This is a genomic window from Salegentibacter lacus, assembly GCF_020164555.1.
Taxonomy (GTDB): domain Bacteria; phylum Bacteroidota; class Bacteroidia; order Flavobacteriales; family Flavobacteriaceae; genus Salegentibacter; species Salegentibacter lacus.
Window position 1 is genome coordinate 47742 of record NZ_JAIQZB010000009.1, and the last position, 14309, is coordinate 62050.

Here is a 14309-nt window from a genome sequence, read left to right on the forward strand (position 1 = left end):
TTTTTCCCGGGCCAAAAAAACAATAGGTATGTTTAAAAAAATATTGATTGCAAACAGGGGCGAGATTGCGTTGCGCATTCTTCGTACCTGTAAAGAAATGGGAATTAGCACCGTTGCGGTTTATTCTACCGCAGATGCTGAAAGTCTTCACGTAAGGTTTGCCGATGAGGCCGTATGTATCGGTCCGCCGCCAAGTAATTTGTCTTACCTTAAAATTTCAAATATTATCGCTGCAGCGGAAATTACCAATGCAGATGCAATTCATCCCGGCTATGGTTTCCTTTCTGAAAACGCAAAATTTTCTAAGATTTGCGAGGAACACGATATAAAATTTATCGGTGCTTCAGCTGAAATGATCTCAAAAATGGGAGATAAGGCTACCGCAAAAGCTACGATGAAAGCAGCGGGAGTTCCTTGTGTACCTGGATCAGAAGGAATTATCAAGGATTTTCCAGAATGTATAAAACTAGCTAAAGAAGTTGGTTACCCGGTAATGCTTAAGGCTACCGCCGGTGGTGGTGGTAAAGGCATGCGTGCGGTATGGAAAGAGGAAGATTTACAGGATGCCTGGGATTCTGCAAGACAGGAATCTGCAGCTGCTTTCGATAATAACGATATGTATATGGAAAAGCTTATTGAAGAGCCACGCCATATCGAGATCCAGATTGTTGGAGATAGCACCGGTAAAGCCTGTCACCTTTCAGAAAGGGATTGCTCGGTACAACGTCGTCACCAAAAATTAACCGAAGAAACTCCTTCTCCTTTTATGACCGATAGTCTTCGGAAAAAAATGGGAGCGGCTGCAGTAAAAGCTGCAGAATATATTAAATACGAAGGTGCGGGAACCGTAGAGTTTTTGGTAGATAAACACCGAAACTTCTACTTTATGGAAATGAATACCCGTATCCAGGTAGAACACCCCATTACCGAGCAGGTAATAGATTACGATCTTATCAGGGAACAAATTCTTGTAGCGGCTGGAGTGCCAATTTCAGGAAAGAATTATTTCCCGCAATTACACTCTATAGAATGCCGAATTAATGCTGAAGACCCCTATAATAATTTTAGACCTTCTCCAGGGAAGATCACTAATTTACATGCACCAGGCGGACACGGCGTAAGGATAGATACCCACGTGTATAGTGGTTATGTAATTCCACCAAATTACGATTCAATGATCGCGAAATTGATCACTACCGCCCAAAGCAGGGAAGAGGCGATTAACAAAATGAAGCGCGCACTCGATGAATTTGTGATTGAAGGTGTAAAAACCACGATTCCTTTCCATAGACAACTTATGGATCACCCCGATTATGTAGAGGGGAACTATACCACTAAGTTTATGGAAGATTTTAAAATGAAACCACTCGAAGAGGAAGATTAAATTTGACTGTCATTCTGAACTTGTTTCAGAATCTAATATCTCGAATATTTAAGCATAAGACCTCACAGGTTTTTTAAACCTGTGAGGTCTTTTTTATTTGAATAATCGCCCGTCGTCACCCTGAATTTATTTCAGGGTCTAATATCTTGAAAACCTAAATGCGTTGAAAACTCAAAAAAGATCAAATACTAGCGATTAGAATTTTCAGACAGCCTCCTTTTTTAATTTCGTATTTTCATTGAAAATTAACCCATTCAATGAACTTTTCTTACTGGGAAACCAAAACCTGGTTTTCAAATATCGATTTTTGTATTGTAGGTAGCGGAATTACCGGGCTAAATTGTGCGCTTGATTTAAAAACACGGTTCCCGAAATCGAAAATCCTGATTTTGGAACGCGGAATTTTACCCAATGGTGCGAGTACAAAAAACGCCGGATTTGCCTGTTTTGGAAGTGTTTCAGAGATTCTTGACGATCTAAATTCACATTCTGAAGAGGAAGTGCTACAACTAGTACAAAAACGGTTAAAAGGTTTAAAATTGCTTCGGAAGAATCTTGGAGATCAAAATATTCGCTATAAAGAATATGGCGGTTACGAACTTTTTGTCAATGAGGATATAACTCTTTTTGAAGAATGTAGGTCGGCTTTACCACAACTTAATAAAATGCTGAAACCAATATTTGGAGACGCTGTTTTTAGTGTTCAAAAAGACAGTTTTGGATTTAAAAATATTCAAAAAAAACTCATTTTTAATCAATTTGAAGGGCAATTAAATACCGGGAAAATGATGGAAGCTCTGCTACATAAAGTGCAGAAGTCCGGCATCAAAATCCTGAATAAAATTACAGTTGAAGGATTTGTAGAAACAAAGAACTCAGTAAAGATTAAAACCGATAAATTAGATTTTTCAGCAAATAAATTATTGATCGCTACTAATGGATTTTCAGAAAAATTGGGAATTGCTCAGGTAAAACCCGCCCGCGCCCAGGTTTTGATCACCAAACAGATTAAAAACCTGGAAATTAAGGGTACATTTCATTTGGATAAGGGTTATTATTATTTCAGAAATATTTACGATCGTATTCTTTTTGGCGGTGGCAGAAACCTGGATTTTAAAACCGAAGAAACTACCGAAATCGCTCAAACGAAACTTATTCAGCAAAAACTGGAGAAATTACTAAAAACCACAATTTTGCCTGAAACTGCTTTTGAGATCGATGAACGCTGGAGCGGTATTATGGGCGTTGGAAAGCAGAAAAATCCGGTCGTTAAACAAATTTCAGAAAATGTTTTTTGCGGAGTTCGCCTTGGCGGAATGGGTGTTGCTATTGGCAGTTTAGTAGGGAAAGAACTTTCAGAATTGATAAAATGATTAAAAAAATATTCAAATTTCTATTGAAACTTGCAGGAATTTTACTCCTGTTTTCGCTTTTAATTGTATTGCTGTTTAAATGGTTTCCGGTACCGTTTACGCCGTTAATGGCTATTCGATATTTTGAAAATCCTGAGGAGAAAATTCAACATTCCTGGGTGCCACGACAAGATATTTCCCGGCATTTGCAACTTGGCGTAATTGCCAGTGAAGATCAAAATTTCGTAAAACATAATGGTTTTGATATTGAAGCTATAGAAAAGGCCATTGAAGATAATCAGAAAGGAAAGCGGGTACGCGGCGCCAGCACAATTTCCCAACAAACCGCAAAGAATGTATTTTTATGGCCGGGGAGAAATTGGTTAAGAAAAGGCCTGGAGGTATATTTCACTTTTTTGATCGAAACTTTTTGGAGTAAAGAAAGAATTTTAGAAGTTTATCTAAATAGTATTGAAATGGGCCGCGGAATTTACGGCGCAGAAGCTGCTGCACAGCATTGGTTTAACAAATCGGCTGCAAATCTTTCTGTCTACGAAGCTGCTGCAATTGCGGCTATTTTACCGAATCCTAGAGAATACCGGGCAAATCCTGCCAGTAATTATATAAATCAAAGAAAAAACTGGATTGTAAGGCAAATGCAGAATTACGGGAAGTTTAGTTTAGAGTAAATCAGTAAAAAAATTACCGTCAATCTGAACTGGTTTCAGATTTTTAATTGGTGAGGATTAATGAACGCTTAGAACTCCGAACAAATATCGGAGCATGCTCTGAAATAAATTCAGGATGACGATTCTACAAACTTCTCATATTTCAAAAAGAGAATAATCTATGAATGCAATAAAAGAAAAACTTTATATAGCCTGTGAAGCTTATGTGGACGAACGTATAAAGCGTATTGAAGCTGCTATGGCCGGACTTGAAAGTGATCTGGAAAACGAAACCAAAAGCAGTGCGGGCGATAAATATGAAACCGGCCGGGAAATGATAAACCTGGAAATAAATAAACTAGCCGAACAGCTACAGCAATTTAAAAATCTAAGAAATACGCTTAATGTTGCTAAAAGCCGAACTAACAATGGTTCCGCTCAATTAGGAACTGCGGTAAAGACCAATATGGCTAATTATTTTATCGCGATCCCGGCAGATCGTATTATTGTAGATGGCGAAGAGTATTTTGCCATTGGCGCCAATTCCCCAATCGCGCAATTATTGCTTCATAAAAAAGCCGGTGAAGAAATTACATTTAATGGAAAATCAGCTGAAATTTTGGAAGTCTTTTAAATTAAAATGATTAGGCACGAATTCACGAATATTCTATAAAATAGCTCCCCTACTTTCAAAGGAGGGAAATGAATTCAGCGCAGCTGAAGAAAGGGGTGTTTGAGGGCACTAAAGAATGCGTCATTGAAGAAGGCACGACTGAAGCAATCTGCACAACTGAAACTCTCATTCAAAAGGTTACCGCGCTACTGCGTCGCTCGTAATGACGATAGTAAACAACTTCGGAGCAATCTCACGAAGCATTATTATTGGAAAATATAATTTGATTGTGAGGCAAGCCTCGGAGCATTTAATCTCGATTATCGAGTAAAAAAGAAAAGAGTAAGGAAACAATATCAAACCCCTCCGGCCTTCGGTTACCTCCGCTTGAAATTAAGGGAACGACTTTGATTTATTTTCAGAAGATAAAGAAAAAGTATTTAGAAGAAATTAGATCCTGAAACAAGTTCAGGATGACGGAAACAATAAACACTTCCTATTTTTATTCGTGTATTCGTGGCGAAGATTAAACTACTTCAATCTGGAATCAATTAATTTTTCTGAAACTTTCAGCTTGATTTTTTTACTCTCTTTTAATTCCTGTGAATGATTAAAATAAATGGTTTTTCCGTTTATTTCAGCTTCAATCAACCAGGTTTCACCTTTAAACCAGGATTTTTTTACTGTTGCTTCTATTCCGGAAGTTTTGGAAAGCTTTATTTCTTCTGGGTAAAGAATTACTTTTTTTCGGCTGCTTTCTTCTGCCCGTAGATCTTTCAGCATTAGTTCATTTACATCACCAAAAAGGGAAGCCACATATTTATTCGGCGGGTTTTGATATAATTCTGAAGGAGAATTTTCAGCGTAGATTTTCGCGTTTTTCAGCACGATGGTTTTATCGGCAAAAGAAAGTGCATCGGTGCTGTCGTGCGTAGCGACGATGCAGGCGATATTATTTTCTTTTAAATAAGCGAAAAGCCTGCGGCGTAAGTTATTTTTTCTGAAATGATCTATATGGCTAAAAGGCTCGTCCAGCAAAAGCAGTTCAGGTTGTTTTGCCAGGGCACGTGCTAAAGCTACACGTTGTTGTTGTCCGCCGCTTAGGAGTTTCGCTTTTTTATCGGCCAGCTCAGTCATTTCTACCACTTCCAGCAATTCTTTAATGCGGTTTTTCTTTTTTTGCGGGTATTGGTTGCTAAGGTGTTTTCCAATATTATCGGCTACACTTGAAGGCAGCATTAGATCGAAATCCTGCGCCAGATATTTTATAAAAGGCTCTCCCGGCACCAGGTTAAAATTAGGACCTAAAAGTTCTTTTTCTCCCCAAAAAATCTTCCCATCGGTATGGAGTAAGCCGTAGATAAGTTTTAATAAAGTACTTTTCCCACAACCGCTTTCCCCAATTACAGAGAGGTTTGCTCCTCCTTGAAGCGTAAAACCAATATTCTTTAATACCGGGTCTTCAGCATAGGCAAAGGAGACATTTTTAAGTTTCAGCATACAATTGTTTTGTTCCTACAAGGTAAGCTTTTCAAGCTTTCTTGAAAAAGAAACTATACATCGTCGTAATCTACCTTTAGTTTTGGCGTAAGCGGTTGGGCCTGGCAGGTAAGGATCAAACCTTCTTCAATCTCCTCGTCGGTAAGGATTTGATTTTTGCGCATTTCGGCTTTTCCTTCTACAATTCTGGCAATACAACTGCTGCAAATTCCGCCCTGGCAGGAATATGGTACATCTAAATCGTGCCCCAAAGCAGCATCTAAAACCGTCTCTTTAGTGTCCATAGAAAAAGTGGTCTCCTCGTCGTCTACCATTATGGTTAGTTCGGTTTGGCCTTCTACATTGGTCTCTATAGCGCCGGTTTCTTCAGTAGTGAAAAGTTCGTAAAGGATTTTGTCTTCGGTAACGCCATTTTGTTTTAATACATCGCTAACCTGGTTGATCATTTCTTCAGGTCCGCAAAGATAGAAAGCGTCAAAAGGATGATCCTTAAATTTGTTTTTCACTACAAAATTCACCGTACTCGTTTCAATTCTTCCAAAATGGGAATCGTCTTCCCTGGTGCGGCTGTAAACAAATTCTATAAAAAGCCTGTCGGGAAATTTGGCTTGCAGTTCCAGTAATTCCTTGAAGAAAATAGTATCCTTTGGAGATTTATTTCCGTAGGTAAGTACAAACCTGCTCTTAGGCTCTTCTGCTAAAACAGTTTTAATGATTGAAAGTACCGGAGTAATTCCGCTTCCTGCAGCAAAAGCCGCGTAATGCCTTGCTTCGCCGGTTGGCTTTAAGATGAACTTTCCTTCGGGTGGGTGTACTTCAAGAACATCGCCGGCTTTAAGTTTATTATTGGCAATAACTGAAAACTTTCCGCCTTCAACTTCTTTAACGGTAACCTTGAATTCTCCCGAATTTGGTGCTGAACAAAGCGAATATGCACGTCTTAATTCTTCGTCACCTAATTTTATTTTAATCGTGATATACTGGCCCGCGTCAAACTTAAACTCTTCTTTTAAGTTTTCTGGAATTTTAAAAGACAAGCTCACTGCCTGCGGGGTTTCCCTAATAACTTCTTTTATTTCTAACGGAAAAAACTGACTCATCAAAAAATTATTTTTGGCAAAAATACAAAGTATGTGAAATTAAAGCGTGTAACAAATACGTAAATTTCTATACTTGTATAGTAAATCACCCTGGTGCATCAGTAAAAACAATTATTTTATTCCAGGTTCGCCCATTTTTTGTCGACATTTTTAATCTCGCTTAGCGGGTAAATCATTACATTATGTTTAAACGGTTTTTATGGCTGGAGTGGAAATCCTTTTTCCGTTCTGCAAGTGTTGGGAAGAGTATTGGCTTAAAAGTCCTGCTTATTTTCCTGGCTTTATATTTTTCTGTAGCATTTCTTGTTTTGGGTATTGGTCTTTATCCTTTGTTGCAAAAAGCTTTCCCCGATCAGGATCCCTTACAATTGGTAAACCGTTTTGTTTTACTGTGGCTGGTTTTTGAGCTCGGCTTTAGATTTATGCTGCAAACATTACCTGTTTTAGATATAAAACCACTGCTAAATTTACCTATTGCCAGGCGAAAAGCAGTGAATTTTGTACTCATTAAGTCTATGTACTCCTTTTTTAATTTCCTGCCATTATTTGTAATTATTCCCTTCGGAATTTTTTGTATTTACAAAGGCGATTATGGAACCTGGAACCTTATAGGCTGGATGGTAGCAATGATTGCAATAATTCAATGCGTAAATTTTTTAAATTTTATTATTAAAAAGAAATTCACCGATAATTTAAAAGCATTAATTCCTGTAATTTTTACAGTTGTCGTTTTGGGCGCGCTAGAGTATTTTGAAATTTTTGAGACAAGTTTTTGGTTTGGAAGAATGTTGGATTTCCTGGTTTTAAACCCTTATTTGGCGATTGCACCTATAATTTTGGCGATAGCTTTATATAAATGGAATCAGCTCAACCTGGAAAGTAAGTTTTATCTTGATGCCGGCTTAAAGGAAGAACAAAAGGATGCCGATACAAAGGATTTTGGATGGACCAAAAAATTTGGAGCTCTTGCGCCTTTCCTTCAGCAGGATTTAAAACTTATTTGGCGGAATAAAAGACCGAAAACCACAATTTATATGTCTTTAATTCTATTGGGTTACGGCTTGTTTATTTATCCGAGCGATATGTATCAACATCCGGCTATGTATGTTTTTGTAGGCATTTTTATGACCGGTATTTTTATGATTAATTTTGGGCAATTTGTGCCTTCGTGGGATGCATCTTATTATCCAATGATTATGTCGCAAAACATCCCAATGAAAGATTATTTGTCTTCCAAAGCGATGTTAATTAGTTTAAGCGTGATAATACTGGCTATTCTAACCACACCATATATTTATTTTGGCTGGAATATATTATTAATCAATATGGTGGCCGCTTTGTATAATATTGGGGTGAATGTTCCCATTTTACTCTATTCAGGTTCTTTCAATAAAAAAAGAATAGACCTGGATAAAAGTCCGTTTATGAACTACCAGGGAACAGGAGCAGCACAATGGATAGTAGGTATTCCTTTAATGTTTTTACCAATTTTGATCTTCTGGCTTTTAGACTTTTTTATAGGATTTGAAGCAGGCTTAATAGGTCTTTCTGCATTAGGAATTCTTGGTTTGCTTTTACGGGCTAATTTGATGAAATATATTGCAGGAGTTTACCGAAAAAGAAAATACGCGATGATTAATGGTTTTAAACAAACCGGCGAATAAAATTCACAAAAATTATGATAACAGCTACAAACCTTAGCAAAATATACGGCGGAACAAAAGTTCTAAATATTGATCATCTGGATATCCCAGCCGGACAAAGTTTTGGCCTGGTTGGAAATAACGGCGCAGGAAAAACCACTTTTTTTAGTTTATTGCTGGATCTAATTCAGCCTACTACCGGAAACATTTTTAATAACGAAATCACGGTAAGCCAGAGTGAAGACTGGAAACCTTTTACCACTTCTTTTATAGACGAAAGCTTCCTGATAGGCTATTTAACCCCAGAGGAATATTTTTATTTCGTGGGAGAATTACGCGGCGCCAATAAAGCTGATATCGATGCGTTTTTAGCCAATTTTGAAGATTTCTTCCACGGAGAAATTATAGGTCGAAGAAAATATTTACGAGACCTCTCTAAAGGAAATCAGAAAAAAGTGGGGATTGTTGCTGCACTTATTGGAAACCCAAAAGTGGTAATTTTAGACGAGCCATTTGCCAATTTAGATCCAACAACCCAAATTCGCTTAAAAAAGATCATCAAAGAACTTACCGAAAATCGTGAAACCACGGTGCTAATTTCCAGCCACGACCTTATTCACGTGACCGAAGTTTGTGAGCGAATTGTGGTTTTAGATAAAGGCGAACAGGTAAAAGACATTAAAACTTCTGAAGCTACTTTAAGTGAATTAGAAAGCTATTTTTCAGGGGAAGTAGGCGCAACTAAGGCTGAAGAACTATAGTAAATTGGTTTGCGTTTGTAAAAAGAAGCGTATTTTTACACACTAAACAAACTGATTTTTAGTTATAAAGCCATCGAGAACCGGTTAATTTTGAATACACTTACCAAACTTACTTTACTGTTGCTCCTGGTTGGGAGCATCGCTGGCTGTTCACGCAAAAAAAACACTTTCGTAAACCGGAATTGGCATGCGATAACCACAGAATATAACACGCTGTATAACGGCAATCTTGGCCTTGAACAAGGAAAAGAAGAACTCAACCAAAACTACGCCGATAATTACTGGGATATCTTGCCCATTGAGCGTATGCAAATTGATGAAAACATCGTTTTGCCCGATAGTATTCGTAATCAGAATTTTGGCTATGCCGAAGAGAAAGCCGTAAAAGCAATTCAGCGCCACTCGATGCTGATAGAAGGGAAAGAAAGAAATCCACAAATAGATGAAGCTTATTTATTGCTGGGAAAAGCCCGATATTTCGATCAGCGATTTATTCCCGCCCTGGAAGCTTTTAATTATATCCTAAGACGTTATCCTGCCAGTAACAATATTATTCACGCCCGGGTTTGGCGTGAGAAAACCCATATGCGCCTGGATAATAACCGTCTTGCCGTAAGTAATCTCAAAAAAGTACTGGATTTAGATCATCTTGAAGACCAGGATATTGCCGATGCGGGTGCAACTATGGCCCAGGCCTACATTAATCTTCGGCATTTAGATAGCGCGGTAGTTCCTTTAAGAAATGCAGCCGAATTCACCGGAAATAACAAAGAAAAAGGACGCTATTTTTATATTCTTGGTCAACTTCATAATCGATTGGGAGAAATTGCTGAAGCAAATGCTGCTTTTGATGAGGTGATAGATTTGAATAGAAAATCGCCCAGAATTTATATGATCAATGCTTATGTTCAAAAAGCAAGAAACTTTGAAATGGGGCAGGGGAATAATTATGAATTACGGGAAATGCTTCGGGAACTGGAAGAAGACCGCGAAAACCGACCGTTTTTGGATAAAATATATTTTCAAATTGGCGAATATTATAACCGTTTAGATTCCATAGATACAGCAGTAGATTATTATAAAAAATCCCTACGGGAACCCGCAAGTGATATTTTTTTACGTTCCATTAATTATGAAATCCTGGCCAATATTAATTTTGACCGCAGCAATTATCTTGCAGCCAGCAAGTATTATGATAGTACGCTGGCAGAAATGGATCCTCAACTAAGGGAATTCAGAACTATAAAAAAGAAAAGGGATAACCTGGAAGACGTTATAAAATATGAAGGCATCGCTTACAAAAACGACAGCATCCTGCAGTTAAGTCAGATGATGCCTGCTGAACAACTGGATTATTTTAAAAATTACACCACAGATTTACGTGCAAAATTGGAAGCCGATGAAAATGCAGCCGTAATGCCGGTAAACTTACCTGCAATAAATACCACGCAGGCACAGGGTTCTGCACGTACCTTCTATTTTTATAGCGAAGCAAGGGTGCAACAGGGAAGACAGGAGTTTTTAAACCAATGGGGAGATCGCCCGCTGGCCGATAACTGGCGCTGGGCAGAGGTAAGTTTCGAGAGAGAAGATGCTGTAGCTGAGGAAACCGGACTTTCACAACAGGTTTTAGATAACGATCCAAGGTTAGATCCTTATACGTATATCGATCAAATTCCTACAGATTTAGCTGTATTAGATACCATAACCCGAGACAGGGATTTTGCGTATTACCAGCTGGGGATTATTTATAAGGAGAATTTTAGGGAGTATGGAATGGCGCAAAATAGGTTAGAGGCGGTGCTGGAAATATCATCAGATGAACGACTTATCTTGCCTTCCATGTATAATCTGTACCAGATTTATCAAACCACAAATCAAAATTTCAAGGCCGAAGAAATGAAGGCGGAAATTTTGAACAATTATCCTGATTCCCGTTATGCCGCTTATATTTTGAATCCGGAAAGTATTCGAGAAGATGAAAATTCTCCTGAAGCAATTTACGCAGACCTTTATCGGGATTTTGAAGCACAAAATTTTAATGAGGTGATTGCTGAAACGAATCGTTACATTTCAGAATTTGCCGGTGATCCTATTGTTCCCAAACTCGAACTTTTAAAAGCCCAGGCCAGCGGAAGACTTTTGGGCTTGGAAGCTTATAAAAGCGCATTAAATCACGTGGCTTTAACCTATCCACAAACCCAGGAAGGTAAAAAAGCCCAGGAAATTTTAAATAAAACAATTCCGCAGCTAAGCGGACTGGAATTTAATACCGATAGCCTGCAGCAAAATTATAAATTGCTTTATAGGTTTGATGTTTCAGAACAGGAAGCGGCTTCAGCTTTAAAAGAAAAGATAGAAACTGCAATTTCAGATATTAATTATGATCATCTTTCGGTTTCTATAGATGTTTATGATCCAGATGAGGTTTTTGTAATGGTTCACGGCTTGCAAGATATTAACCGAGCTAATGGTTTTGCGGAGCTGCTTCAGATAAACGAAGATTATTTAGTTGAAAAAGAATCAATGCCTATTTCAACGGAAAATTATAGAATTGTACAAATTCAGAAGAATTTAGACGATTTTCCGCGTCCGGTTGAATAAGTTTTTTCAGAAAAACTATGAAAAACAAAGAGCTAAATAAATACCTGGGCTTTGTAAATATTGCCTTCCAAATGGGAATTATTATTGCCGGCGGTGTTTTTCTTGGAATTTGGCTGGATGAGAAATTTCCGAATAAATATTCAGCTTTTACCATTTCCCTGTCGTTATTGGGTGTTTTTATTGCCCTTTATCAGGTATACCGAGCTGTAAGTAAAATGAGTGAAGAAGACGAAAAAAATGAAAAATGAATTACTGGCTTTCCTAAAACGATTGCTTCCTTTTAGTATTTTACTATGGCTTATTCAGTTCCTTTTACAACGCTATGTATTGGAAATAGAATTCTATTACAGCAGTTTTAGTATTTACCTTTTCCATTTCCTGGCAACATTTCTTATTTATTTAAGCCTGGTTTTTGTTTATAAGAATTTTGCCGATAAAACCGGATTTGCCTTTATGGGATTAAGCTTATTTAAGATGTTTGCAGCAGTTATTTTTTTGCTTCCCTTAATCTTAAGGGGGGTAAATGCTGTGTTTGCCAATATTCTTGCTTTTTTTATTCCTTATTTTTTGTTTTTGGTCTTTGAGACCCTGTATGCGGTAAAACTTATAAACAAGGCTTAATTTCCTGTTTATCAGTTATAATGATAAAAATAACGCTTTTGCTAAAATTTTAGTTTGGGTGCTTTTAAATAACAATTAAAAGTATACCTTTGCACCCGAATTTAGAGCCCATAATTTTAAGCAGAACAGGTACTATGATAGCACATAAATCTTTAAAGATTATAGTGACGTTTACACTAGCCTTAGCCTTACTTCCTTTTAACGCTTTTGCCAAAGCTGATCCTCAGGCAGAAGAATCTGAAGAATTTAATCCTACCGACATGATCATGCACCACATTGGTGATTCTCATGGGTGGCACTTTTTTGGCGAAGGAGACAGTTCTTTTACATTGCCATTACCGGTAATTCTTTTTACTGATAACGGGGTGGTAACATTTATGTCTAGTGAATTCCATCACGATACCGAAGGGCAATACGTGGTAGAAAAAGACGGGATGCGCTTTGTGAATTATCACGAAGATATTTACAAATTAGATGCTGCTGCCGAGAGCGTAGAGTTTGATGAGAAGCATAATGTTATAAATGCCAGTAAACCCTGGGATTTTTCTATAACCAAGAATGTAGCCGCAATGCTTTTAACGGTTATTTTAATGTTGGTATTCTTCTTTGGATTGGCCGGGCATCATAAAAAGAATAAAAATGCTCCTGCAGGCTTCAATAATATTTTGGAAACCTTAGTGCTTTTCGTAAGGGATGAGATTGCAAAACCTCAAATTGGCGAAAAAAAATATATGAAGTTTATGCCGTTTTTGCTGACCGTATTCTTCTTTATCTGGATTACAAACCTTTTAGGTTTGTTGCCTGGTGCAGCCAACGTAACAGGAAATATTGCGGTGACTGTTTCTTTAGGACTTTTTACCCTCGCTTTAATATTGATTAATGGAAATAAAGATTTCTGGAAGCATACTTTATGGATGCCAGGGATACCTACTTTCGTTAAGCCTATTTTAGCAGTAGTAGAGGTGCTTGGTTTAATTATTAAGCCAGTAGCGCTAATGATTCGTTTGTTTGCGAACATTACTGCGGGCCACATTATTATTTTGAGTTTAATTGGATTGATATTTATACTGGAAAGTGCTGGAGTAGCCGGGATTTCGGTTCCTTTTGCCCTTTTCATCACAATACTGGAATTGTTAGTAGCATTCCTTCAAGCGTTTATTTTTACAATGCTGTCTGCCCTGTTTATCGGAATGGCAGTTGCGGAACATGAACATCATTAATTTTAATTTTTAATTTCTATACTATGGAGTATTTACACATTGGACTTGCAGCTTTAGGAGCTGGTTTAGCAGTTGTTGGAGCCGCTATTGGCGTTGGTAAAATTGGCGGTGCCGCAATGGACGCTATTGCCCGTCAGCCGGAGGCTTCTGGAAAAATCCAGACTGCAATGATTATCGCTGCTGCACTTGTAGAGGGTGTTGCCCTTTTTGGAGTTGTTGCTGCATTATTAGGGGTACTTACAGTACCGGCTTAGTCCTAAAATTTAAAAGCCTGTTCGTAACGGTTGGTTGCGAACAGGTTTATTTTAATGATTGAATAAGTAAAATATTATATAAATAATTATGGATTTAATTACTCCTGAAATTGGACTGTTGTTCTGGCAAACCATCGTATTTTTAATACTGATGCTTATTCTTGCCAAATTCGCCTGGAAACCAATTCTTGGTGCGGTAAGAACCCGTGAAGAATCTATTAATGAGGCCCTTGCTTCTGCTGAAGATGCCCGCAAAGAAATGCAGAATCTTAAGGCAGATAACGAAAAGTTATTGCAACAGGCCCGTGCCGAAAGAGATGAAATTCTTAAGGAAGCTCGGCAGTTGAAGGAGAAGATGATTGCTGAAGCTGAAGGTGAGGCTCAGAAAAAGGCAGATACTATTGTAGCGAAGGCTAAAGAAAGCATCGAGATGGAAAAACGTGCAGCGATGGCCGATATCAAAAATCAGGTAGCTACACTTTCTATTGAAATTGCTGAAAAAGTAATTGGAAAAGAATTATCTACCGAGGAGAAACAACATCAAATGATAGACAAGATGTTGAATGATGCTACCTTAAACTAAGATATA

At 37.8% G+C, this 14309-nt stretch carries 14 protein-coding genes; 12 read left to right on the top strand and 2 right to left on the bottom strand.

Annotated features, from left to right (window positions below; translation table 11 throughout):
- Positions 1-28: 28 nt before the first annotated feature.
- The 4 genes from accC (at position 29) to LB465_RS08820 (ending at position 4038) form a co-directional block, all read left to right on the top strand.
- On the top strand, positions 29-1384 hold the full coding sequence (gene accC / locus LB465_RS08805; RefSeq protein ID WP_224469402.1) for an acetyl-CoA carboxylase biotin carboxylase subunit: 1356 nt from the start codon (positions 29-31) through the stop codon (positions 1382-1384).
- A gap of 257 nt (positions 1385-1641) precedes the next feature.
- The gene (locus LB465_RS08810) at positions 1642-2757 is read left to right on the top strand and encodes an NAD(P)/FAD-dependent oxidoreductase (RefSeq protein ID WP_224469404.1); all 1116 of its coding nucleotides are present in this window, start codon (positions 1642-1644) and stop codon (positions 2755-2757) included.
- On the top strand, positions 2754-3425 hold the full coding sequence (mtgA, locus tag LB465_RS08815) for a monofunctional biosynthetic peptidoglycan transglycosylase (RefSeq protein WP_075325457.1): 672 nt from the start codon (positions 2754-2756) through the stop codon (positions 3423-3425). The genes LB465_RS08810 and mtgA overlap by 4 nt, the downstream gene beginning before the upstream one ends.
- A 160-nt stretch (positions 3426-3585) precedes the next feature.
- The gene (locus LB465_RS08820; RefSeq protein WP_075325458.1) at positions 3586-4038 is read left to right on the top strand and encodes a transcription elongation factor; all 453 of its coding nucleotides are present in this window, start codon (positions 3586-3588) and stop codon (positions 4036-4038) included.
- A 510-nt stretch (positions 4039-4548) separates the two neighbouring features.
- Here LB465_RS08820 and LB465_RS08825 read toward each other — a convergent pair.
- Both LB465_RS08825 and LB465_RS08830 read right to left on the bottom strand, forming a co-directional pair.
- Complete coding sequence (locus tag LB465_RS08825) at positions 4549-5517, bottom strand: ABC transporter ATP-binding protein (RefSeq protein WP_224469406.1); 969 nt, start codon at positions 5515-5517, stop codon at positions 4549-4551.
- 53 nt (positions 5518-5570) lie between these two features.
- Positions 5571-6617 (bottom strand): ferredoxin--NADP reductase, encoded by a 1047-nt coding sequence (locus LB465_RS08830; RefSeq protein WP_224469408.1) that lies wholly within the window; start codon positions 6615-6617, stop codon positions 5571-5573.
- A 182-nt stretch (positions 6618-6799) separates the two neighbouring features.
- On the opposite strand from LB465_RS08830, the gene LB465_RS08835 reads away from it, so the two are divergent.
- The 8 genes from LB465_RS08835 (at position 6800) to LB465_RS08870 (ending at position 14303) form a co-directional block, all read left to right on the top strand.
- Positions 6800-8281, top strand: coding sequence for a DUF5687 family protein (locus LB465_RS08835; protein ID WP_224469411.1), 1482 nt, complete (start codon positions 6800-6802; stop codon positions 8279-8281).
- A gap of 14 nt (positions 8282-8295) precedes the next feature.
- Positions 8296-9021, top strand: a complete 726-nt coding sequence (locus LB465_RS08840) for an ABC transporter ATP-binding protein (RefSeq protein WP_224469415.1) — start codon at positions 8296-8298, stop codon at positions 9019-9021.
- Positions 9022-9111: 90 nt separating this feature from the next.
- Positions 9112-11625 (top strand): type IX secretion system periplasmic lipoprotein PorW/SprE, encoded by a 2514-nt coding sequence (porW, locus tag LB465_RS08845; protein WP_224469417.1) that lies wholly within the window; start codon positions 9112-9114, stop codon positions 11623-11625.
- A gap of 17 nt (positions 11626-11642) precedes the next feature.
- Positions 11643-11873 (top strand): AtpZ/AtpI family protein, encoded by a 231-nt coding sequence (locus LB465_RS08850; protein ID WP_224469419.1) that lies wholly within the window; start codon positions 11643-11645, stop codon positions 11871-11873.
- Positions 11863-12246 carry a hypothetical protein gene (locus LB465_RS08855; RefSeq protein ID WP_224469421.1) on the top strand — a complete coding sequence of 128 codons (384 nt, stop codon included), beginning with the start codon at positions 11863-11865 and terminating at the stop codon, positions 12244-12246. The genes LB465_RS08850 and LB465_RS08855 overlap by 11 nt, the downstream gene beginning before the upstream one ends.
- A gap of 134 nt (positions 12247-12380) precedes the next feature.
- Positions 12381-13466 carry a F0F1 ATP synthase subunit A gene (gene atpB, locus LB465_RS08860; protein WP_224469425.1) on the top strand — a complete coding sequence of 362 codons (1086 nt, stop codon included), beginning with the start codon at positions 12381-12383 and terminating at the stop codon, positions 13464-13466.
- 23 nt (positions 13467-13489) lie between these two features.
- The gene (atpE, locus tag LB465_RS08865) at positions 13490-13720 is read left to right on the top strand and encodes an ATP synthase F0 subunit C (RefSeq protein WP_224469428.1); all 231 of its coding nucleotides are present in this window, start codon (positions 13490-13492) and stop codon (positions 13718-13720) included.
- Positions 13721-13808: 88 nt separating this feature from the next.
- Entirely contained in the window at positions 13809-14303 is a 495-nt protein-coding gene (locus LB465_RS08870; protein ID WP_224469430.1) for a F0F1 ATP synthase subunit B, read from the top strand.
- Positions 14304-14309 lie beyond the last annotated feature (6 nt).